We start from the raw sequence: 23,584 nt of genomic DNA, 5'->3' as shown, positions 1-23,584 counted from the left end.
TAGTTAACACCATGAGTTTGCAAGTTGGCAGTATTGCTGTACTGTTAAGTTTTCTGCACGTAAACTTGGATCAATATTTAAATCCTCTAGCTGTTCAGCAGTAAACATGTTGCTTAAACTGTTACGAATAGTTTTACGTCGTTGATTAAATGCTTCCATCGTAATACGAGAAAGTATTTTTATATCATTAACAATATAAGGCTTTTCTTTATAAGGAATTAATTTAACAACAGCTGAATCAACCTTTGGTGCTGGCTTAAATGATGTTGGTGGAACTTCGAGAACAGGTATGATCTGACAATAATATTGAGCCATGACGCTCAATCTACCATAATCTTTACTATTAGGAGCAGCAACTAAGCGAGTTACTACTTCTTTTTGTAGCATAAAATGCATATCAGTAATGATATTTGCATATTCGAATAAATGAAACATTAAAGGTGTTGAAATATTATAAGGTAAGTTTCCAAATACTCTTAATGGTTTGTCTAATTGCTCAGCTAGTTGATTAAAGTCAAAGGTCAGTGCATCTTGTTCAATGACAGTTAGTTTATTTTTCAATAGTGGGTTTTCCACTAATCTGTTGGCTAAATCTCTGTCGATCTCTATAACGGTCAAATGATCAACACATTGACTTATAGGTACAGTTAATGCTGCAAGGCCAGGGCCTATTTCGACTAGAGCCTGCTCTTTTTTGGGCTGTATAGCTGCAACTATATTTTCGATAATATAATTATCATGTAAAAAGTTTTGCCCAAATCGCTTGCGGGCAAAATGCCCTTGATGAACACGGCTATTCATGTTTATCTTCACCTGTAATTTTAATATAGGCATCACCTTTTATTTCCTGAATCCACACTTGGGCCTCTTCAACAAATTTACGATTAAAAATAAGTTGATAAGCTTGTGCCTTTTCCATGGCATTCTTCCCATCAATCCGCCTTGTATCGATTAATTCGATTAAATGCCAACCATAAGATGATTTTATTGGTTGACTTATTTCCCCTTTTTTTAATTGAGCTAGTGCATTTCTAAAACCGCTATCATAAATCTCAGGACGGTTCCAACCTAAGTTTCCCCCTTTACTCGCTGTACCTGTATCCTCAGAATTAGCTTTAGCAGCTGCTTCAAAAGTTGTTGCACCACTAGTAATTGATTTACGAATATCAGTAAGTTTTTGTTTTGCATTTTGGTCTGTGACTAACACATTTGTTTTAATCAAAATATGACGAGCATTTACTTCTTGAACTGTAATTGTTTTTGGTGCTTCTGAACGTGTATCATCAACTTTTAAAATATGCAGACCCACACCAGAGCGGATAGGGCCAATAATACTGCCTTTTGCTGCACGTATTAAGCGTTCTTCAAAAATAGTCGGTAACTCATTAAGTTTACGCCAACCCATACTACCACCTTTTAAAGCAAGATCATCGTTTGAATATGAAGTGGCTAATTTAGCAAAATTTTCCCCTTTTTGAGCTCGATTAATAATATCCCGTGCTTTATTTGTTGCATTATCTATTTGTTGTTTTGATGCTCTTTCTGGAATAGAAATCAAAATATGGCTAATTTTTACATCAATATTATTAGTTGGTTGACGAGCAATGTTTTTAGCTAAGTTATCAACTTCTTTTTCTGAAACTTTGATTCTAGGTCTTACTTCATGCATTCGTGTTTCTTCAATCAACATGTCATTATGGATTCTTTCACGATACGCTCCATAGCTGATCCCCATTGTTGACAACTTGCTTCGAAGCTGATCGATAGTCATACCATTTTGGGCAGCAATTCTGCTAATAGCACTAGTTACCTCGTCATCGCTAACAGTGATTTTAGCTTTAGCTGCTTTTTGTAAAATTAGGTTTTCTATAATGAGACGATCAATGATTTGTTGTCTGAGCACCTTATCATTGGGTAAGTTTCTAGAATCGGTACTAGCTTTAATTGTTTTTAACATGTCATTAACGTCACTTTCTAAAATAACGTTATTATTTACAATTGCAGCGACTTGCTCTACAACTTTAGGTGCAGCATTGACAGACAATGGCGTTAAAACACCTAAACTTACGCTTAGGTTTAAAGCGATAAATAGTTTTAATAATTTCATCTTCACTCAACTCATTTTGTTGTTGCAGCATTCACTGCTTGCAATAAATTTATTGGTTATCTATTATTTTTACAGAAATATCTTATTCAAATGTTGTTGTATATGGTAGTTTTCCGAAATTTAGCATTTTGGCTTTGGTGTCTCGATTGTTGCCTAATCCTTGCAATTCGAAATTAATAGATAATTTATTTTCATATTTGCTTCTACGAGAAGTATTGTTCCAATCTGTTAGTTTCTTACCATACTGTATTGTTGTTCCCCAACAACAATCACTATAATGTAATCCGACAAAACCATCTGCGGATTGACCTAATTTTACATCATAATAATATGATCCAACAGCGCTGACTGTTTGTGATAATGGCCATGCTGTCATCACTCCTGCTTGGGAGATATCTTGTTTGTAACCTCTATAAGCAGAATTTTTATCGACAGTGTCAATATAGTTACGATTTGCGTAGCGATAAGATAATTGTGCTAACTTATCTGCAGACGGTCGATATTCAAATGTTACATTAGCTAATGAAATTGTATCAATTCGAGTATCATATTGGATCCCGCTTCTAAAGATCATGTCATCATTTATGCGCCAAAAATTATCTGATGCCCAAGTAATACTACCAGTATCAGAGTTTTCGTCTAAATCATTATTGTGTTCGCTCGTTTTTGATTTGGTAAAATAAGTAATTTGCCCAATTGATAAGTTGAATTTTTCAACTTTATTCTGATTATAAATTCGTGTTGTTACACCCGTTGATATCTTATTAGTTGAAGCAATTCTATCTAGACCACTATAAGGCTGATCTCTGAATAAGCCAATATAATCTGATTGCAGTATAGTGGAATCATATGCCCAAATATTTGATTGTTTTCGATATGGAATATAGATGTATTTTACTCGTGGTTCTAAGGTTTGAGTATAGTTATGGAGATAAGGCATATCCCGTTCAAAGATGACTTTACCGTCAATACTAAATTTAGGTAAAAAACGATTTACGTTTTTGTCTAAGTATTTATATTGATCAATATAATTTTTAATATTATCTTGTTTATAGTGAGTAGCCATAAAACCTGCTTCGGTGGCTAATGATGACCAAGAATTGGTTAAGGTATAATTAAGCGTTGGTTCAAGATGTGCTCGCCATGCTTTAGGTTTCTTTCGACCCGATGTCAAGAAGCGGGATAGTTGAGAAAATGCTCTAAATTTGAAAGGTCCCAAATCATTATTATAATAACTAATATCTAATTGTGGCTCGGTTTGGTAAAGTGAATTTTTTAATTCAGAGTGAAATGGCTGAAAATGCTTATAGCCTAGCGTAAGATCCCAATTTTCGTCATTATAAGTAATTTTATAGAACTGTGTTAAGTAGCCAGCAGTTTGAGATGCATATTTAGAGTTTAGATTGGTAAGATACTGATTGTCACTGACACGCGTTGTATCAGTATAAAAACGCCAATTATAGTTAATTAATTCTTCATTTTTCCAATGGAATAACCAACGATGTTTATTGTCATCATAATTGTTGCCATTAAAATGATTTTTTCTATCTTCGTCATATTGTCTATCATGTTGCAACCAAGAAAAGGCAAGTGTGCCTAAACCTATTTCATTTAAATAACGAAATTCTGTTTGTAATTGTACACCTCGTTTTTGTAAAACTCTGGGCGTAAAAGTTGCATCATAATTTGGTGCAATATTCCAATAGATTGGTATTGAAAAATCAATGCCATCAATGCTGTCATAGCCAAAATTAGGCATCAATAATCCAGAACGGCGTTTATCACCAGTTGGTAATTGTAAATAAGGTGAATATAGAACAGGGACTTTACCAACACTAAATACCGCATTCCAAACTTCTAGTAGTTGTTCTTCATTGTCATGAATAACCGTTGTTCCCTTAATATTCCATGTACTATCATTAACAGGACAAGATGTAAAACTACCATTTTTTAAAATAACATAGCGGTTCTTTTCAAGATTCATCTGATCAGCATTACCGCGACCAAGTCGATTAACAAGGTGATATTGGCTTGGGCTCATATTGGCATCATTGTTATTGAGATTCATTGATGCATTCTCGCCTTTCATTTTTATCAAATTATCTTGATAATTAATATTCCCTTCTAATGTTACAGTTCGATTATTATCATCATTGGTGTCAATGGTTACTTTGTCTGCTTGAACAGTGCGGTTACCTTGCTCAATAAATACTTCACCTTGATATATGGCAATATTTGGATAAATCGCTTCAAATTGATTAGCTTCAGCATTGACTGGTAAGGTATTTATATTTCCATTGACTAAAGGGCGATCAAACCTAGGTACGTCTACAAGGCATTGAGGATTATTGCTAACAGCTTTCGGTAAATCTATAGCATAACTAGCGTTGTTATACAAAGAAATAGTGATGGTTAGTGCAATAAGAGAAGGCGTTAATTTTTTCATCAATGATTATAAAATTATTATGATTATTTTAATTTCAACATTATAACGATTATTTATAAAAGTGCGAATTAAAAATTAACGTTTCACTTTGCGTTTATTGATTTTATTAAGTTGTTTTACCATCAATATTCTTTTTTCTACCGAAGAGTATTGGAATTCATCCCACCATTTAGCCAGTTCTAAGAGTTCTCCTTTTTCGATTGAGGCTCGCATTTCTAACAGATCATAAGCTGCTCGAAATTTAGGATGTTCTAATATAACAAATGCTCGTTTACCTTCTCGTTTTTTCATACGTAGCTGCAAGCGCCAAATATCTCCCATTGTAGAGGTAAAACGTCGAGGTATGGCAATATTTTTGCATTGCTCACTTAGCACTTCGTTAATTGTCATCGAAAATGAATCATGGAATGGTAAGCCACTTTCTACGCAGGTTGCTTGTGTTTGCTCAATAATTGGGTACCAGAAAAATGCAGCGAATAAAAATGCAGGGTTGACCCGTTTATTGTTGGCAATACGATAATCGGTATTTTTTAGAGCCTGCGCAATGATTTTTTCTAGGTAACCATTTTGATTATTGGTAAAAAACCGCCCAATAATCGGAAATAATTGCTCAAAAAGACAATATTCTCTCAGTAGTTCATAAGTTTTGTAGCCATTGCCTGCTTGTAATAGTTTAAGAGACTCATCAAAAAGCCGAGCAGATGGAATATTTTTTAATAAAGGTGCAAGGTGTTTAATTGGTTCAGCAGTAGCTGGTTCAATTGCCATATTTAATTTAGCAGCAAAACGAACAGTTCTTAACATTCTAACAGGATCTTCTCGATAACGAGTCTGTGGATCGCCGATTAATCGAATAATACCTTTTTGTAAATCTTTCAATCCTCCGCAATAATCACGTAAAGTGAAATCATTAATACTATAATAAAGGGCATTCATGGTAAAATCGCGGCGAATTGCATCTTGTTCAATGGTTCCGTACACATTATCTCGTAACAGCATACCTGATTGTGAACGTTTAGATATATTAGTTTGTCCTTCTTGGGACGCATGATCTCCACGAAAAGTCGCAACTTCAATGATTTCTTTGCCAAACATAATATGAGCGAGGCGAAATCGTCTTCCCACTAGACGACAGTTACGGAAAAGCTTCTGAATTTGCTCGGGCGTTGCATTAGTCGTGATATCAAAATCTTTTGGTGTTTTGCCTAAAATGAGATCTCTAATACATCCACCTACTAAATAAGCTTCATACCCTTGTTTATTTAATCGATGAAGGACTTTTAATGCATTTTCACTAATTTCTTTGCGGGATATAGTATGTTCATTACGTGGAATGGACACATAGCCCATTTTCTGTTTATCTTCATGACGGAAAAACTTTTGATAAAAACGTGAAACTTGTTTAAAAATAGCACACCTCAAAAAAGTATCTTGGCTTAAAAATAGTTATAGTGCGTGATTATATCGCAATTGCTAATAAGTTTCCATGTTTCTTAAAATTGATGTTTTTCTCTCAATAAAATGATTTTTCCAAAATGATTTAAATATTATATTTGATTTTTTGAACATAATTATCAACAATAGTACTTAATATAGTAATATTAGTAATACCTAATTAAAAACGACAAATTTCGTTTTGCTTTGGTTAGTGTTTTTGACTAACTGATTAAGATGAAATAAAACTATACTCAGAACTTCTTCTTGTTTATTTGTTTCGTAGGATATTATTTATAAAGCATTATAGTTTAAGAAATTATAACGCGCATTTTTAATGCTATTAATCTTACATATGGAAGCTATTTGAGTATATACCATTAACTAATAACTTATTGGGGATATTATGAATATTCGTGATTTGGAATATTTTGTTTCGTTAGCTGAATTTCGCCATTTTCGTAAAGCAGCAGATGCTTGCAATGTGAGTCAACCAACTCTTAGTGGCCAAATTAGAAAATTAGAAGATGAATTAGGCGTAATGTTATTAGAACGTACGAGCCGCAAAGTATTATTTACACAAACAGGTATGATGCTAGTTGAACAGGCTAAAGAGATTTTGCGTAATATTCAAATTCTAAAAGAAATGGCAAGCCGTCAAGGTGAAGAAATGTCAGGACCGATGCATATCGGATTAATTCCTACTATAGCGCCTTATCTTTTACCTCATGTTATTACCGTTTTACATGAATCTTTTCCAAAATTAGAACTTTACTTACATGAAGCACAAACGGCTAGCATTGTTGCTCAGTTAGAAAGTGGTAAACTTGATTGTGCTATTGTTGCGCAAGTTAAAGAGACATCTCAATTTATTGAATTGCCTTTATTTGAGGAACCGATGTTTTTAGCTGTTCGATCTGATAACGAGCTAGCAAATAAAAAGACCATTAAATTATCTGGCTTAAAAGGACATAAATTTTTAATGTTAGAAGATGGCCACTGCTTGCGTGATCACGCAATGGGGTATTGTTTTCAAGTTGGCATTGATGAAGATAAACAGTTCAAAGCGACTAGTCTTGAAACGCTTAGGAGTATGATTTCTGCGGGTCGTGGTATCACTTTATTTCCAGAACTTGCTGCGCCTAATGAGCGAATTCGTGATAATATCTGTTATATCCCTTGTACAGACCCAGTGCCATCACGTAGTATTACTTTGATTTATCGCCCTGGTTCACCATTACGCTCTCGCTATGAAACAATAGCTAAGACTATCCGTGAGCATATGCCAAAAGTACTTGCTGAAAAAGAACAATTATTGAAATCAGCAAATTAATGTTCGAGGATGTAGGAATATCAGAATTGAGCTATTAGATGAAAAATATCAAGATTGGTGGTGTTCGAGCTCAACAGAAAGAAAGAACTCGTCGTACTTTAATCGAAGCCGCATTTAATCAACTTAATGCAGAGCAAGGTTTTGCTAGTTTAAGCCTGCGAGAAGTAGCGCGTGAAGCAGGAATAGCCGCTACTTCATTTTATCGGCATTTTCGTGATATGGATGAGTTGGGTTTAGCTATGGTTGATGAAAGCGGTTTAACGCTTCGCCAATTATTGCGCCAAGCGCGTAAGCGTATTGAAAAAGGCGGTAGCGTATTACGGACATCAGTCACCACATTTATTGAATTTATTGATAAAAACCCAAAAGTCTTTTTATTACTTCTTCGCGAAAAAGCGGGGACGTCAGCCGCTTTTCGTTCTGCTATTGCTCGAGAAATTCAGCACTTTATTGTAGAGCTTGTCGATTATCTTGATGATGCCAACCAAATGCCTCACCATTACAACGAAGCTCAAGCAGAAGCGATGGTCACTATTGCATTTAATGCGGGTGCAGAAGCGATTGATTTTGATTTGGTACAGCGTGAAAAATTAATTGAAGATCTTATTTTCCAACTTCGAATGGTATCTCGAGGTGCTTATTATCTTTATCATAAAGAACAAATCAAAAAAGATAATCATTAATATAAATGCTATTTTATACTGAAACACATACTTTCCTGAAACTATTTAACAAAATAAAATATGTATTTAGTGAGTAATAAATAGATTAATTGTAGGAAAACATCGGGTTGTTTATTTGTTATGATTAAAATAATCCTCTAAAAATGCATAAAGTATTTTACTGGGAACCGCTTTATACGGTTGAACCACATTATAAAAGTGAATAAATCACTTAATCTTTTGTTTTCTATCTTTTTAATCGCTAACGATTTGTTGATGATGCCACCTTGCCATGAAAGTCCGTATCACGCTTTTCGGCTTGCTCATTCATTTATTAACTGGTGGTTTTTGCGAATTTCTGATTGATACTATGGCTATTTCTTGTTTAACCAATCGATGTTGTGAATTCTCAATTAACCGCGAAACGGTATAGAATCCTGAATATTTTTTACAAAAATTTAACCTAAAAGTAAATATCACATCTCCATTAAAGTACCTATCGCTTTCGGCTTGCTCATTCATTTATTAACTGTTAGGTTTTGCGAAGTTTTGATTGATACCATGGTTATTGCTTGTTTAACCAATCGATGTTGTGAATTCTCAATTAACCGCGAAACGGTATAGAATCCTGAATATTTTTTACAAAAAATATAACTGAAAAAGTGAGCAGTTGTGTAAATATCCCATAGTGAGTGCAAAACTCACGTAAAAAATTACGTTACCTGTATTCATGTTTTATATTCATTGGATTTTTCTATTTTAACCAGATGGTTAATACCATAACTCATGTTTTTATAACGTTTGTTCTTACCGGTTAAAGAGGATAAACAGTTTCAATTGGTTTTTTTAGCACATTATAGATGGTCGGTCGACTAACCATAAAGCAGCTAAATCGGTAATGGTTATCTTTTCTTTATGATATAACTGTTATATCTCTCGTTTGTGATACGGCATTAGTTTTGTTTTTTCTGTGTATTCGTTACAGTATTTTCTTCAATTACTGTCAATGGGCGAGTAATTTCTACAGATGAATATTATTTGGCTAGCTGAGTTATTATCAATAGTATGAATTTTATTACTCAAGTTTGCAGATAAGTGGTAAGGACATATATCCAATACTATTGTGGAAAATGCCACAATAGTATTGGTTGAGGTTAATTAAAGGTTTTGTAATACTTTTTCAACACTATCTTTCGCATCGCCAAATAACATATAGCTATTTTCTTTAAAGAATAGTGGATTTTGTACACCTGCATACCCGGTATTCATTGATCGTTTAGAAATAATGACCGTTTTTGCTTTCCAAACTTCAAGAACAGGCATGCCAGCAATTGGGCTATTTGGATCTTCTTCAGCAGCTGGGTTTACTGTATCATTTGCACCAATAACCCAAACGACATCCGTATCAGGGAAGTCATCATTGATTTCATCCATTTCAAGAACGATATCATAAGGTACTTTGGCTTCTGCGAGCAACACGTTCATATGACCAGGTAAACGTCCAGCAACAGGATGAATACCAAATCTTACTTCAATATCCATTGCGCGTAGTTTTTCGGTAATATTACTTACAGCACCTTGTGCTTGTGCAACAGCCATACCATAGCCAGGAACGATGATAACAGAACGCGCCTCTTTTAGTGTTTGTGCTACTTCGGCTGGTTGCATTTCACGGTACTCACCTTGTTCTTCATCAGATGAACTAGCTGTGCTACCATCACTACCAAATCCACCCGCAATAACACTGATAAATGAACGGTTCATTGCTTTACACATAATATATGAAAGAATGGCACCTGATGAACCAACTAATGCACCAGTTACAATGAGAAGATCATTACCTAGCATAAAGCCTGCCGCTGCCGCTGCCCAACCCGAATAAGAGTTTAGCATTGAAATAACCACTGGCATGTCAGCACCGCCAATTGAGGCAACTAAATGGAAACCAAAAACGAATGCAATAATTGTCATGATGAACAAACTAATTGTAGCACCTATTCCATTTTCGCATTTAACGAAGACAAACATTAAAATGGTAGAAACAACAATTGCAGCTAAGTTCCAATAATGTTTATTTGGTATGGATAATGGTTTCGAGCTAATGCGTCCATTTAATTTACCAAATGCGACAATAGAGCCTGAGAAGGTTACTGCGCCGATAAAGACGCCAACAAAAATCTCTACTAAATGTACAGTCAGTTCACCACCGTGAAAATCTTGAATGTGAGAATCTAAAAAGCTATTTAAGCCAACAAGAACCGCAGCCATTCCCACGAAGCTATGAAGTAGTGCAACAAGTTCTGGCATTTGTGTCATTTCCACTTTTTTGGCCAGATATAGACCAATTGCAGCGCCAATAACCATAGCAATGATGATCCAGTGTAATCCACCTTTGATACTAGCAACTGCCGCGATAAGTGCAATTGCCATTCCAATCATACCGTAGATATTTCCTGATTTGGCCGATTCTTGGTTAGAAAGACCTCGTAAGCTAAAGATAAAAAGTAATGCAGCAATAACATAGGCTGCTTGAATGATTCCATTACTCATAATGTATGCTCTCCTTTACTTGCCACGTTGGAACATTTTCAGCATTCTTTGAGTAACAAAGAATCCACCAAAAATATTGATACTAGCAATCAAAATAGCAACAAAGGCAATCGCCGTAGTTAAACTATTATCATCGCCGACTTGTAATATTGCACCGACTAATATAATCCCAGAAATTGCATTTGTTACCGACATCAGAGGTGTATGTAAAGAGTGTGTGACATTCCATACTACGTAGTAGCCAACAACACAAGATAATGCAAACACAGTAAAGTGACCTAAAAAGCTTTCAGGAACGGAATGAGCCAGCCAGAAGAAAGCAATAATAGCCAAAGCTAAAATACCGTATTTTTTACGAACATCCATTGGTTTAGGTTCAGGTTTAGCAATTGGTTCAGCTGCTTTTTTCTGAGGTTGAGCTGATACCTGAATTGGCGGTGCTGGCCAAGTAATTTCTTTGTCTTTAACCACCGTTACACCACGGATTACGACATCTTCAAAATTGATATCAATATTCCCGTCTTTTTCTTTAGCAAGTAGTTTTAATAGGTTAACAATGTTCGTACCATAAAGTTGTGATGCTTGCGCTGGCATACGATTAGCTAAATCAGTATAACCAACAATCTTTACGTTGTTATCTGTTTCGAAAATTTCACCTGGTTTAGTCAATTCACAGTTTCCGCCAGTTAATGCTGCTAAATCAACAATAACACTGCCAGGTTTCATTGATTCAACCATTTCTTTCGAAATGAGTTTTGGTGCAGGTTTGCCTGGAATTAATGCTGTTGTGATAATAATATCAACATCTTTCGCTTGCTCAGCAAATAGGGCCATTTCAGCTTCAATAAAGGCGGCTGACATCTGTTTAGCATAACCGTCACCAGAACCTGCTTCTTCTTCAAAATCTAACTCTAAAAAGTCAGCGCCCATGCTGTTAATTTGTTCGGCAACTTCAGGTCGGGTATCAAAAGCACGAACAATTGCCCCCAAACTCACTGCGGCACCAATTGCTGCAAGGCCTGCAACACCTGCTCCAATAACTAATATTTTAGCTGGAGGCACTTTACCAGCAGCAGTAACTTGACCAGTAAAGAATCGACCAAATTGATTTGCTGCTTCGATAACTGAACGGTAACCAGCAATATTAGACATTGAACTCAATGCGTCCAAAGATTGTGCGCGTGAAATACGTGGCACACAGTCCATTGCCATAACAGTAATATTTTTAGTGGCAAGTTTTTCTAATAGTTCTTTATGTTGAGCTGGATAAATATAACTGATAAGGGTTAATCCCTCTTTCATTAAAGCAATTTCATCATCTGTTGGTGCATGAAATTTTAAAATCAGATCATTTTGCCAAATTTCTTGCGCGTTTTGAATGGTTGCTCCAGCATCAATAAAAGCTTGGTCTTCAAAATGAGCAGCATGTCCAGCGCCCTGTTCTACAGAGACTGTAAAGCCAAGTTTTAACAGTTGTCCAACAGTTTGAGGCGTTGCTGCAACTCTAGCTTCATTGGCTAACCGTTCTTTAGGTATACCGATATGCATTTCGTTACGTCCTTATGTTAGTTTATAGATAGAATGTATACTGATTTTAGCATAAATAAGCGTTTGTGCGAGTACGGAATAAATAAATTCAAATTTATTTTTATACTGTTTGAAATAAAATAAAAAACAATTATAATTAATATGTTATTTATTAATTTTTATAGGTAAAAGTAAAATTATGAATTTACGATTTTAATTTATTTATAAACTTTTTAATGCGCTATAGGTAAGGGATCTTAATTAGAGTAAAAATAAATTAAAAAAACATAAGGATATTATGATGGAAAAAAATAACTACAGAAGTTTTATTTTTATATATGTTATTTCTTTTTTATTTCTTTCAACTTTTTCTGTTCATGCTGCTAAATCCTATTCAGCGATCTCTCAAAAAGCAATTATTGGTAACGCACCTTATTTATTATTAACAGATCGAGTTACAAAACTATCAAATTTAAACCAACTTCAAGGCTTTAATATGCCGAGACGAGATGTCCGTGGTGGCATAGAATGGCTAAATGCGTGGGATTCCTCTGTCGCTATTCGTGCACCAGAACACATGCATTTTTCGGATGTATGGACATTAGTTCCTGCTGATGGAAATTTTCATAATGTTGCTGGTGTATTAATCGGTGATGATGATGGTGACGAAAAGGAGGGAACAATTTCGGGTACTATGAAAGCTACATGGTATGACAATAATATACCGATACCTAACGATCGTTTAAATTGGGAATTATGGAACTGTGGTGGTCCATATACCTTAAAAGTTGAGGTAAATGATGTAAGTGTAACTACCAGATATGGTATTCCTAATAGTCGATTTTATGGTAGTGCTCCTCCTGTTGTATATACTTTTATGCCATATGGACAAGGTATTTGTTATCTTAAACCAAATGAGATGACTAATTATGGTGGGCACGATAGTAGTGTGTTTAATGAAATAAACGGTTTTAGTCGTTGGTCAGGTTTTCCTACAACTGGATTTAAAAAAGCTGGTTTTAGTTTAATTGGTTCAGGAGCCGATCAAACTCGATATCGTTGCTATTCTCATAATGGAGCAGGAAAGATTTCTTTATGGACTGCAGGAGGAATTGCACAAAACTGTTCTGTGATATATGAGTCGGCAACAAAAGGGGAGTTTATCCAAAATGGAACACCGACGATAACAATGGAATATTTTAATGGTCAATCATGGATATGGTTAGATAATTTTACTATTCCGGTCCCAAATAAATGGGCAAGAGCTGGTAGTTCGGAAATAGTCTTTGCAAACAATCGAATGTTAGCTTCTGCAACTCGTTTCCCAGCATTAGATTTTTGTCGAGGTTCAAGACAAGGAAGAACAACAAAAGAGGAAGCAATGAACTATAATTTTCGACGTCAATATTTGTATGATATCAATGAGCTAACTAATAATTGGGATCATTTTATTCGGGCTGTAGGGACATTTATGGGAGAATGGGGTATAACTCAAAGATATGGTGGAATTTGGAGTAAAGATGGTGAAAGATGGACCAGTGAGTTAGAGAAAATAAACGGTGGTTTTTTGGGGGGAAAAGTATATCGAGTAATGGGGCTTAGAGGTAACGTTTCTCTAGATCGTGCGAATTATCCTAGTACTATTGCGGTGTGCAGAGGCGATTAATTTTTATATTATTAGCGTGTGTTTATCTCTGATGGTAGTTTTTTAAATAGCATAGTGAACTTTATAATAATTTTGCCAAAAAACAACCATAACTTAGTTCACTATACCAAGAACAATGTTAACAGATAAGCAGTAAGAAACGATGATGAAAATAATGAAAAGTACGGTCAAGCTTATAATAAACCAGAATAATAGGGTGACATTTGAAGGAATACTGTTCCGAATAAGAACGGGTATTCCTTGGCAAGATTTACCAATTACATTTGGTTAATGAAATACATTCTATAGATGTTTTTATTTATGCCCTAGAAAAGTCATATTAATGTATATTTTCAAACAACTATTAAGTATAGCTGTTTTGAATGGGTTTTCCTCGATGGTTTTATTGTGCGAGCGCATCGATATAACTCAGTTGTAACAACTCAGTATTCACAGCAGATAAGAAAAAGCTGCGGGGCAATTCAACTAAAATCCATCTCGCTGTTGATAGTGGTAGTTTACCGATTTGTTTCGAGCTTTCGCAAGGATAACATCATGATATCGCTAGCACTTATACTTTTGTGGCTGCCAATGCATTGTTGATTAATATACGAACACAAAAGCTCAACAACTCTTAATTAACTTCATGTTATTATGACCAATATAAAAGTATTGGTCTTTTCAGATTATCTTATTTTTTATTATTATACCGTTAAAAGGCAATGTAAGTTAAATAATTATAGTTTTCGAGCTTTCATCGAATTCCATTACAAATTTACTCTATATTGTTATATAATTGGCGTTATTTTTATTTCTACCTTGAGATATAAAACTTTGAGGTATGATTCGATTTTTATCTCCTTAAATTAAGGATTTTTTATGATTGATTTTTCCCAATCAGTGCCAGAACTGGTCTCTTGGGCAAAAAAGAATGATTTTTCGATCGTCTTGCCTGTTGAAAGGTTAGCTTTTTTATTAGCTATTGCTGTATTAAACAGCGAGCGTTTTGATGGAGAGATGACAGAATCGGAATTAATTGACGCTTTTAGGCATGTTTCACAAATTTTTGAGCAAAGTGAAGATACCATTACTGTGCGTGCCAATAATGCAATTAATGATTTAGTCCGACAACGGTTTATTACTCGATTTACTAGTGAAATGACTGATGGGTTTTCTATCTATCGTTTGACGCCATTGGGAATAGGTATTACTGATTATTATATTCGTCAGCGAGAGTTTTCCACCTTACGTTTATCTCTCCAACTTTCTATTGTTGCACAAGAGTTAAAACGTGCTGCCGATGCTGCGCTTGAAGGTGGTGATGATCTGCATTGGCATCGCAATGTTTTTGCGCCGTTAAAATATTCCGTTGCTGAGATTTTTGACAGTATTGATATCACGCAACGTGTTATGGATGAGCAGCAGGCAGATGTGAAGCAAAACATTTCAGCCTTATTAAGCCAAGATTGGCAAGCTGCAATTAGCAGTTGTGAAGGTTTACTTACCGAAACATCGCAAACATTGCGCGAATTACAAGACACTTTAGCAGCGGCTGGGGATAAATTGCAAGCCAGTTTGCTTTTAATACAAGATGCGACGCTTGATAATCCTGATCTTGATAAAATTAACAATGTTGTTATGGATTTACAAGGTAAACTAGATCGAATTATTGGTTGGGGGCAAAAAGCGATAGACCTTTGGATCGGTTATGATCGCCATGTCCATAAATTTATTCGTACTGCTATTGACTTAGATAAAAATCGTGTGTTTTCACAGCGTTTACGTAAATCGATACAAGGATATTTTGAGTTGCCTTGGTCGCTGACTTTTGCTAATGCTGATCGCTTACTTGATATGCGTGATGAAGAACTAGCTTTACATGAAGCAGAAGTAACAGGAGAATTACCGTCAGAACTTGAATTTGAAATGATTGAAGAGATTCAAGAACATATAATTGCTCATATTGAGCAAAATTTATTGGTCTTTAAGCAAGAACATAAACCACTTGATATAGGTCTTGCCATTTATAGCTATTTGGAACAGTTCCCACGCGAACAACACTTTGATATTGCAAGATTATTTATTGAACAAGCTATTCGTCTAGGTATTGCCGAAGATGATTTGCTTGGAATTCCTGCTGAGTGGAAGCCTATTAACGATTATGGAGCTAAGGTGCAAGCACATGTCATCAACAGATATTAACGATTTTGAAACACAACGAACCGCACATCATCTTGATGAAGTTAAGGAGCGTATAGCCACAAGTTCTCAAGCATCTATTGATAAATATATGTCAGTTAAATTGGCGCAAGCAATTGCTAATCCTATTTTTCCTGAGCTTGATAGTTTACTGCGATCTGGGCGCCATATTGGTATTGATGAACTTGATCATCATGCATTCCTAATGGATTTCCAACTTGAGCTTGAACAATTTTATCAACGTTATAATGTAGAATTAATTCGAGCGCCAGAAGGTTTTTTTTACCTACGCCCTCGTTCTACAACATTAATTCCTCGCTCAGTTCTTTCTGAACTTGATATGCTTGTTGGCAAGGTACTTTGCTATTTATACTTAAGCCCAGAACGATTGGCTCATGAAGGCATTTTTACCCTACAAGAATTGTTTGATGAGTTAGTTTCGTTAGCTGATGAAAGTAAATTACTTAAATTAGTGAACCAGCGTTCAACAGGATCTGATTTGGACCGCCAAAAACTCTTTGATAAAGTGAAAACAGCGTTAAATCGTTTACGCCGGCTGGGTATGATCTTTTTTATTGTTGGTAACGATAGTAATCGTTTTCGTATCAACGAAGCTATTTTCCGCTTTGGGGCAGATGTACGTAGTGGTGATGATGTACAAGAAGCCCAATTACGCTTAATTAGGGATGGAGAAGCAATTAAAATTGAATCATCACTTACCTTAGATAATGATAATAATGAAGAGCAATATGAAGACGTTAATGAGGAGACAGAATAAACATGATTGGCCACGGTAAATTTCACTCATTAACGCTAATTAACTGGAATGGTTTTTTTGCGCGAACTTTTGAGCTTGATCAATTAGTCACAACGCTATCGGGTGGTAATGGCGCGGGTAAATCCACCACGATGGCAGCATTTGTAACCGCATTAATTCCCGACTTAACCTTATTACATTTTAGAAACACAACCGAAGCAGGGGCAACATCAGGATCGCGAGATAAAGGATTGCATGGTAAATTAAAACCAGGTGTTTGCTATTCTATGCTTGATGTAATTAACTCTCGTAACCAACGAATTATTTGTGGTGTACGATTACAGCAAGTAGCAGGGCGTGACAAAAAAGTTGATATCAAACCATTTTTATTGCAAGGCTTATCGGTAAATATAAGCCCAACTGAATTAGTAACAGAAAGATTAAATGACAAACAGGCACGTATTTTGTCGTTGCCAGAGTTAAAAGAAAAAGTTGAATTGATGGAAGGCATTATCTTTAAACAATTTAACTCTATTACTGATTATCATTCGGTCATGTTTGATTTTGGTATTTTACCAAAACGATTACGTTCACCATCAGATAGAAGTAAATATTACCGATTGATCGAAGCCTCACTTTATGGTGGTATCTCAAGTGCTATTACCCGCTCACTGCGTGACTATTTATTACCTGAAAATAGCGGTGTACGTAAAGCCTTTCAAGATATGGAAGCGGCATTACGTGAAAACCGAATGACTTTAGAGGCTATTCGAGTCACGCAATCGGATCGTGATTTATTTAAACATCTTATTAGTGAATCGACTAATTATGTCGCCGCTGATTATATGCGCCATTCTAACGAACGCCGAGTGCATATTGAATCAGTACTTGGTTTGCGCCGTGATATGTTTAAAACACAAGATTTGCTTATTAGCAATCAATATCGTCAAGTTGAAATGGCTAAAGAGCTTAAAGAACATCAAGCAGCGCAAAGCGATTTAGAAACGGATTTACAAGCTGCTAATGATCACCTGAATTTAGCGCAAGCCGCATTGCGTCAACAAGAGAAGATCGATCGTTATCAAGCTGATTTAGATGATTTAAATTTAAAGCTTGAAGAGCAAAACGAAGTGGTGCTTGAAGCAAATGAACAATATCAAACTTATCGTGATCAAGTTCAACAAACTGAACAAGAAGTTGATGAAATCAAAACCCAGCTAGCAGATTATCAGCAAGCACTTGATGTTCAACAAACACGTGCAATTCAATATCAACAAGCCTTGCAAGCACTAAAAAATGCGCAATCATTATGCCAACTACCAAAACTAAGCATTAGTAATATTGAAGATCATTTTGCTGTATTTGATGAAAAGCAAAAAGAAATTACCGAACAAGTGCTTGAGCTAGAACAAAAATTAAGTGTATCTGATGCGGCAATTAATCAGTTTGATCGTGCTTATCAATTGGTGGTTAAATTAGTTGGTGATGTGACTCGTAGTGATGCGTTTGCTGCGGCAAAAGAATCGTTAAGAAAATGGCCATCACAATGTTACCAAGCCGAACAAGCCGAACATTTACAGTTACAACTAGATGAACTTGAACAACGTTTTTTTGAGCAGAAAGAGGCGGAATCATTATTAACACAATTTTGTAAACGCGTTAATCGTCAAGTTAATTACGATGAGCTTGATGATTTAAAGCAAGAGCTTGAAATGCAATTAGACGAAGTCGCAGAGCTTGCTAACAAATCGAGTGAAAAAAGAATTGAATCTAGACAAGAGTTTGAACAGATTCAATCGAAAATTGCTGATTATCGCCAAAAAGCACCATTATGGTTAAAAGCTCAAGATTCCCTAATTGCTTTGCAAGAACAAACAGGCGAAACTTTTAGTAACAGCCAAGATGTTACACAACATATGCAAAAGTTACTTGAGAAAGAGCGTGTGCTTGTTGCTGAACGAGATCAAATTAGTTTTAGACGTAATCAATTAGATGTTCAAATTGAACAACTGAATCAACCTAGTGGCGTTGATGATGGTCGACTATCTGTGCTTTCAGAGCGATTTAATGGGGTCTTACTCTCTGAAATTTATGAAGATGTAACCATCGATGATGCCCCTTACTTTTCAGCGCTTTACGGCCCAGCAAGGCAAGCGATTGTTGTACCAGATTTATCGCTAGTTAAACAGCAGTTAGAAAGCCTGACCGCAAGTGATGAGGATTATCCAGAAGATATTTATTTTATCGAAGGAGATCCATCATCATTTGATGATAGTGTTTTTGATTGTGAAGAGATGAATAAAGCGGTGTTAGTTAAAACCGGTGAGCGCCAATGGCGATTCTCAAGTTTTCCTAATGTACCATTATTTGGTCGTGCAGCACGTGAAATTCATCTAGAAAAATTATCTGCTGAACGAGATGAATTGCATGAACGTTATGCAACTATTTCATTTGATTTACAAAAGTTACAACGCATTGAGCAAAATGTTGGACAATTTATCGGTCAATATCTTGCCGTAGCTTTTGATATTGATCCAGAAGCTGAAGTTCAAAAATTAACAATGAGACGTAGTGAAATTGAACGCCAACTCGCATCTCAAGAAAGTATCGATCAACAAAACCAACAACAAGTTGCTAATTATAAAGAGCAATTAGCAACTATTAATAAACTTGTTGCCCAGATGCATCTACTTGCTGATGATGATTTAGCTGATCGTGTTGATGAATTGCGTGAACAATTAGCCGAAGCGCAAGAGTCAGTGCAATATGTTAACCGTAATCGTAACACAGTTTCTGAACTTGAACCGATTGTGACGGTATTACAAAGCGATCCAGAGCAAAATGAAGCATTGCGAGAACATTACAATATAGTCAAAGCACAGCAACAAACCATTCGGCAACAAGTCTTTGCATTAACTGAAGTGATACAACGCCGTGCTCATTTTAGTTATGAAGATTCAGCGGGCATGTTAAATGAAAATAGCGATTTAAATGAACAATTACGTTCTCGCTTAGAAATCGTTGAAGCTCAAAAAGTTGCAGCACGCAGCCAAATGCAACAGTACCAAGATAAATACAATCAATATAATCAAACGCTTGCATCGCTAAAAAGTGCTTTTGAAACTAAGCGCGATATGCTAAATGAACTACATAAAGAAATTGAGCAAATCGGTGTAAAAGCCGATGCGATTACTGAAGAGCGGGCACGAGCTCGCCGTGATGAAATCCATCACAAATTAAATAGTAATCGCCAGCATTGTACATCGCTTGAAAAACAACTGATTATGTGTGAAAGCGAAATGACGCAAATGCAAAAACGCTTAACTCAAACGTTGCGTGATTATAAACAGCTTCGAGAACAAGTAGTGCAAGCGAAAGTGGGTTGGTGTTTAGTACTAAGACTAGTTAAAGATAATAGCGTTGAACGCCGTTTACATCGTCGCGAGCTTGCTTATTTAAGTGCCGATGAGCTGCGTTCAATGTCAGATAAAGCATTAGGATCATTACGTTTAGCGGTTAACGATAATGAACATCTACGGGATGTCTTAAGATTATCTGAAGATCCAAAACGTCCAGAACGCAAAATTCAATTTTATATTGCAGTTTATGCGCATTTACGCGAACGAATTCGCCAAGATATTGTAAAAACTGATGATCCAATTGAAGCTATTGAACAAATGGAAATTGAGTTATCGCGTTTGACCGAAGAATTAACATCTCGAGAGCAGCAGTTAGCGATAAGCTCCAAAAGTGTGTCAAATATTATCCGTAAAACTATTCAACGTGAGCAAAACCGTATCCGACTACTTAACCAAGGATTACAAGCAGTGGCATTTGGTCAAGTTAATGGGGTACGCTTGAATGTTAATGTTCGAGAGGCGCATTCCTCACTTTTAGCTGCACTTGCTGATGAAAAAAATGAACATCAAGATCTGTTTAGTAACAATCGTATTACTTTCTCAGAGGCTTTAGCTAAACTTTATCAGCGCTTAAATCCACATATTGATATGGGACAACGAACCGCTCAAAATATTGGTGAAGAGCTACTTGATTATCGAAATTATCTTGAAATGGATGTTGAAGTCAATCGGGGAGCTGATGGTTGGTTACGTGCTGAAAGTGGCGCATTATCAACGGGCGAGGCCATCGGTACTGGTATGTCAATTTTACTCATGGTGATTCAAAGTTGGGAAGAAGAATCCAAGCGGCTACGTAATAAAGATATCTTACCATGTCGTTTGTTATTCTTAGATGAAGCGGCTCGATTAGATGCAAAATCCATTGCAACATTATTTGAGTTATGTGAACGTTTGGAGATGCAATTAATTATAGCTGCCCCAGAAAATATCAGTCCTGAAAAAGGTACAACGTATAAACTTGTGCGTAAAGTTATCAATAACCAAGAACATGTCCATGTGGTTGGTTTGAAAGGTTTTGCGTAATAATTTTTAATTATATTTACTTATTTTTTCGCCGACATTGTCGGCGAATTTTTAATGATAAGTGATAAAAATATACCTTCTTCCAACCAAACCAAAAAAGCGCCAATGTTATCACTAGATCTTTGTTAATTTTACGGCTCGACTTCTTCAGTATTATTATCTCTTTTCGCTTTTATTTTTTTGACATTTTCAGTTGCTACCGAGGCCATTCTTCCCATAGTATCTCTAAGAATTTTTCCATCATCGGTTTTAAATGAAGCAAGCTGTTCTATACCATTTTCATCGACTTCAAAATAGGTTGCTTCAACAAACCCCAATTTACTTGCATAGAATAAATGAGGAATACTACCACGAGTTGAATTATAGATCTGAACTGCCGCATTATAATCTTCTCTTCTTTTTAAAATCGTGTTTTCAATCTCATCAAGTTGCACCATTAATTGCTGATAAGTCGAGTTTGCTTTTAAATCAGGAAAACGATTTGCTAGCATTTGAACATTACCGATAACTCGAGATGCTTCAGATGCAACATTATTTGCGGTAGCAATATTATTACTCTCAGTCACGGTAAAGTGAGTTAACTTTTCATGATCGCCATAACTAGACGCGATATCAGACAATCTTTGTGCTATATCGTGCCTTTTCTTTATCGTTACATAAATATTTGATTGTTTTTGTTTTACATTTTCAGCTAAGCTCCTAAGCTTATTGTATGCAAAAAATAGCCAAACTAAAACAGCAATGACCAAAATAAAAAATAAGAAAAACATATTATTGCCTCTTTGTTGTAATTAAATTTCTATAATTTAGATAATTAATATTTCTTTATATTTCATTGTGAAGATATGATAAAAGCAAGCCAATATGAAACGGGTTTGAATAAATATATAGAATTGAGCATATATTACAGCTGGCTTATTGATATTAGAAGTATCACCTATTCAGTAAATATGGCTCGCATCAAGCCCGTTATAACCTTGCTAATTAATAGGCACGTTATCACACATTCTTGTTACTTTCAACTTATGTTAAAACAATAACTTATTTTATTTATTCAGTAAATAGGGTCTGTAGATAACAGGTGAGATAAATGATGGAGTTTTAAACCTAACACTGTTTATTAGTTTGAAATAGTGTGAATGAATTTTTTTCAAAATAAATTTTATTTCATAAGTTAAAGAATTTGTTCGCAAATAGAACATATGTAAATTATTTATACTATTTTTTATAATTATCCACCCGCGTTAACTACCGATTTATTCATTATAATTAAATTTATATTTATATTCTTTATTTTAGATTCTTTTCTGCTTTCTTACAGTGCTTGTTTATTGCATAGTTTCAATAATAAATATCTAAGATCTGTTTATATACAAAGATTTTGTTGGCTTTGGCTGATTTGCATTGATATGTTATTGGTGCGTAATTCATCTATTTGCTTTCTAGCGTGTAGTAATGGAATTCCAGAATAACTACCAAAGTTAATGGATGAACTAGCCTAATAATAGGGCAATAATAATTAAACCACCTACTTTTTACACATTAATTTTTATCAATAAAGATAATCTGTTACCACCTAACAATCAATAATCTTTACCCAGTGGTCTGGTTGTTTTGATTTGAAAGCCTGTCAATAGGGTGGTTATATGGTTTTCGTTATATACTATCTGTATAACAAATCACATAGCTAAAGCGATGGTTGTAAATGTACCTTACTGATACTTAATGGGCAATAAAATAGACTTTAAGGCTTGTTATTATTGGGGTTGATGTGCTTTGTAGGGTTTAAAAGAATGTTGCTGTTTATTGTTTTGGCGCTTTTCACGAACTCAAGAAACCTACTTTTAAAATTCAACCCCATGTAATGATTAGTACGCATTAAAAAACGGTTTTCGCTGCGCACTGAGTGCGCATTTTTGCACTGGCTTCCATTAAAATAGTTTTTTGACTGGAAACTAGAATTATTGCTAATCAAGAAAAATGATTTAATCTTTTTGGTGGCGTTAATCCCGTCAAAATAGCAATTTAAGCGATTATTTAGAGATTGGGTAGCTAGGGTGTTAAATGAGCATGTAGTCATCATAATTAAGCCACCTGTGCCATATGACGGATCAAATAAGCATGAGATAACTTTATTAGCTCAGCTTTTCTCTGATGATAGTCGTAACCAATATGGATTAATGTTATATTTGCGTTCTCAAGGTATGCGATATGGTTTAATTCAAATTCGTTTAGGTGGTCACGAATATTACCAGTAAGATTATTGGCTTTCTTGTATTTGCTTGATGTAGTACCTAATACGATGCGGTTAATCATATCGAATTCATTAGTAAATACGGTGTTATTTGCGCTTTTTCCCAGTGCTTTACGTTGCTCTGTTAAAGCGTCACACATAGGACGGCTATAATCTGCGACTTTTAAACGTGCTTTTAATCGATTAAGCGCTTTCTTCTGGATTGCTGGTGCGATTTCTTTAAGGTGT

At 35.3% G+C, this 23,584-nt stretch carries 13 protein-coding genes and 2 pseudogenes; 7 read left to right on the top strand and 8 right to left on the bottom strand.

Features of this window, described 5'->3' with window-relative positions; genetic code table 11:
* Window positions 1–3: 3 nt before the first annotated feature.
* The 4 genes from rsmA to pcnB form a co-directional block, all read right to left on the bottom strand.
* Window positions 4–801 (bottom strand): 16S rRNA (adenine(1518)-N(6)/adenine(1519)-N(6))-dimethyltransferase RsmA, encoded by a 798-nt coding sequence (rsmA, locus tag A9G41_RS07470; RefSeq protein ID WP_065566853.1) that lies wholly within the window; start codon window positions 799–801, stop codon window positions 4–6.
* Window positions 794–2,107 (bottom strand): peptidylprolyl isomerase SurA, encoded by a 1,314-nt coding sequence (gene surA / locus A9G41_RS07465; RefSeq protein WP_075539509.1) that lies wholly within the window; start codon window positions 2,105–2,107, stop codon window positions 794–796. The genes rsmA and surA overlap by 8 nt, the downstream gene beginning before the upstream one ends.
* Window positions 2,108–2,189: 82 nt before the next feature.
* Window positions 2,190–4,553 (bottom strand): LPS assembly protein LptD, encoded by a 2,364-nt coding sequence (gene lptD / locus A9G41_RS07460; protein ID WP_075539508.1) that lies wholly within the window; start codon window positions 4,551–4,553, stop codon window positions 2,190–2,192.
* 75 nt (window positions 4,554–4,628) lie between these two features.
* Window positions 4,629–5,903, bottom strand: coding sequence for a polynucleotide adenylyltransferase PcnB (pcnB, locus tag A9G41_RS07455; RefSeq protein ID WP_065582501.1), 1,275 nt, complete (start codon window positions 5,901–5,903; stop codon window positions 4,629–4,631).
* A 490-nt stretch (window positions 5,904–6,393) separates the two neighbouring features.
* On the opposite strand from pcnB, the gene oxyR reads away from it, so the two are divergent.
* Window positions 6,394–7,320, top strand: coding sequence for a DNA-binding transcriptional regulator OxyR (oxyR, locus tag A9G41_RS07450; RefSeq protein ID WP_065566849.1), 927 nt, complete (start codon window positions 6,394–6,396; stop codon window positions 7,318–7,320).
* A 38-nt stretch (window positions 7,321–7,358) separates the two neighbouring features.
* Window positions 7,359–8,003, top strand: a complete 645-nt coding sequence (gene fabR, locus A9G41_RS07445) for an HTH-type transcriptional repressor FabR (RefSeq protein WP_075539507.1) — start codon at window positions 7,359–7,361, stop codon at window positions 8,001–8,003.
* Window positions 8,004–9,140: 1,137 nt separating this feature from the next.
* On the opposite strand, the gene pntB is transcribed toward fabR, so the two are convergent.
* Both pntB and pntA read right to left on the bottom strand, forming a co-directional pair.
* On the bottom strand, window positions 9,141–10,532 hold the full coding sequence (gene pntB / locus A9G41_RS07440) for a Re/Si-specific NAD(P)(+) transhydrogenase subunit beta (RefSeq protein ID WP_065582498.1): 1,392 nt from the start codon (window positions 10,530–10,532) through the stop codon (window positions 9,141–9,143).
* Window positions 10,533–10,547: 15 nt separating this feature from the next.
* Window positions 10,548–12,080, bottom strand: coding sequence for a Re/Si-specific NAD(P)(+) transhydrogenase subunit alpha (pntA, locus tag A9G41_RS07435; protein WP_065582497.1), 1,533 nt, complete (start codon window positions 12,078–12,080; stop codon window positions 10,548–10,550).
* Between the two features lie 280 nt (window positions 12,081–12,360).
* Between pntA and A9G41_RS07430 the strand changes: the two genes are divergently transcribed.
* From A9G41_RS07430 to mukB, 5 genes and pseudogenes are all read left to right on the top strand, one after another.
* Window positions 12,361–13,725 (top strand): hypothetical protein, encoded by a 1,365-nt coding sequence (locus tag A9G41_RS07430; protein WP_075539506.1) that lies wholly within the window; start codon window positions 12,361–12,363, stop codon window positions 13,723–13,725.
* 142 nt (window positions 13,726–13,867) lie between these two features.
* A pseudogene (locus A9G41_RS15050) lies at window positions 13,868–14,252 on the top strand (transposase); the annotation flags it as partial.
* Window positions 14,253–14,583: 331 nt separating this feature from the next.
* On the top strand, window positions 14,584–15,906 hold the full coding sequence (mukF, locus tag A9G41_RS07425) for a chromosome partition protein MukF (protein WP_065582495.1): 1,323 nt from the start codon (window positions 14,584–14,586) through the stop codon (window positions 15,904–15,906).
* 88 nt (window positions 15,907–15,994) lie between these two features.
* Window positions 15,995–16,681 (top strand): chromosome partition protein MukE, encoded by a 687-nt coding sequence (gene mukE, locus A9G41_RS07420; RefSeq protein WP_065582551.1) that lies wholly within the window; start codon window positions 15,995–15,997, stop codon window positions 16,679–16,681.
* A 2-nt stretch (window positions 16,682–16,683) separates the two neighbouring features.
* The gene (mukB, locus tag A9G41_RS07415; RefSeq protein WP_075539505.1) at window positions 16,684–21,102 is read left to right on the top strand and encodes a chromosome partition protein MukB; all 4,419 of its coding nucleotides are present in this window, start codon (window positions 16,684–16,686) and stop codon (window positions 21,100–21,102) included.
* 131 nt (window positions 21,103–21,233) lie between these two features.
* On the opposite strand, the gene A9G41_RS07410 is transcribed toward mukB, so the two are convergent.
* Window positions 21,234–21,872, bottom strand: coding sequence for a LemA family protein (locus tag A9G41_RS07410; RefSeq protein ID WP_065582493.1), 639 nt, complete (start codon window positions 21,870–21,872; stop codon window positions 21,234–21,236).
* A gap of 1,315 nt (window positions 21,873–23,187) precedes the next feature.
* Window positions 23,188–23,584 (bottom strand): annotated as a pseudogene (locus A9G41_RS14300) (antA/AntB antirepressor family protein); the annotation flags it as partial.

The sequence above is a fragment of the Gilliamella sp. Nev5-1 genome, assembly GCF_001690895.1.
GTDB classification, from domain to species: Bacteria; Pseudomonadota; Gammaproteobacteria; order Enterobacterales; family Orbaceae; genus Gilliamella; species Gilliamella apicola_C.
Note: the sequence above shows the minus strand (reverse complement) of the source record. Positions and strands in the feature narration are given on the sequence as shown.

What these genes read in the sequence shown, in the direction of transcription:
- rsmA (WP_065566853.1), bottom strand. Translation starts at nt 801, where the DNA reads ATGAATAGCCGTGTTCATCAAGGGCATTTTGCCCGCAAGCGATTTGGG.
- pcnB (WP_065582501.1), bottom strand. Translation starts at nt 5,903, where the DNA reads ATGGGCTATGTGTCCATTCCACGTAATGAACATACTATATCCCGCAAA.
- surA (WP_075539509.1), bottom strand. Translation starts at nt 2,107, where the DNA reads ATGAAATTATTAAAACTATTTATCGCTTTAAACCTAAGCGTAAGTTTA.
- fabR (WP_075539507.1), top strand. Translation starts at nt 7,359, where the DNA reads ATGAAAAATATCAAGATTGGTGGTGTTCGAGCTCAACAGAAAGAAAGA.
- A9G41_RS07430 (WP_075539506.1), top strand. Translation starts at nt 12,361, where the DNA reads ATGGAAAAAAATAACTACAGAAGTTTTATTTTTATATATGTTATTTCT.
- oxyR (WP_065566849.1), top strand. Translation starts at nt 6,394, where the DNA reads ATGAATATTCGTGATTTGGAATATTTTGTTTCGTTAGCTGAATTTCGC.
- pntB (WP_065582498.1), bottom strand. Translation starts at nt 10,532, where the DNA reads ATGAGTAATGGAATCATTCAAGCAGCCTATGTTATTGCTGCATTACTT.
- mukF (WP_065582495.1), top strand. Translation starts at nt 14,584, where the DNA reads ATGATTGATTTTTCCCAATCAGTGCCAGAACTGGTCTCTTGGGCAAAA.
- A9G41_RS07410 (WP_065582493.1), bottom strand. Translation starts at nt 21,872, where the DNA reads ATGTTTTTCTTATTTTTTATTTTGGTCATTGCTGTTTTAGTTTGGCTA.
- mukB (WP_075539505.1), top strand. Translation starts at nt 16,684, where the DNA reads ATGATTGGCCACGGTAAATTTCACTCATTAACGCTAATTAACTGGAAT.
- mukE (WP_065582551.1), top strand. Translation starts at nt 15,995, where the DNA reads ATGTCAGTTAAATTGGCGCAAGCAATTGCTAATCCTATTTTTCCTGAG.
- lptD (WP_075539508.1), bottom strand. Translation starts at nt 4,553, where the DNA reads ATGAAAAAATTAACGCCTTCTCTTATTGCACTAACCATCACTATTTCT.
- pntA (WP_065582497.1), bottom strand. Translation starts at nt 12,080, where the DNA reads ATGCATATCGGTATACCTAAAGAACGGTTAGCCAATGAAGCTAGAGTT.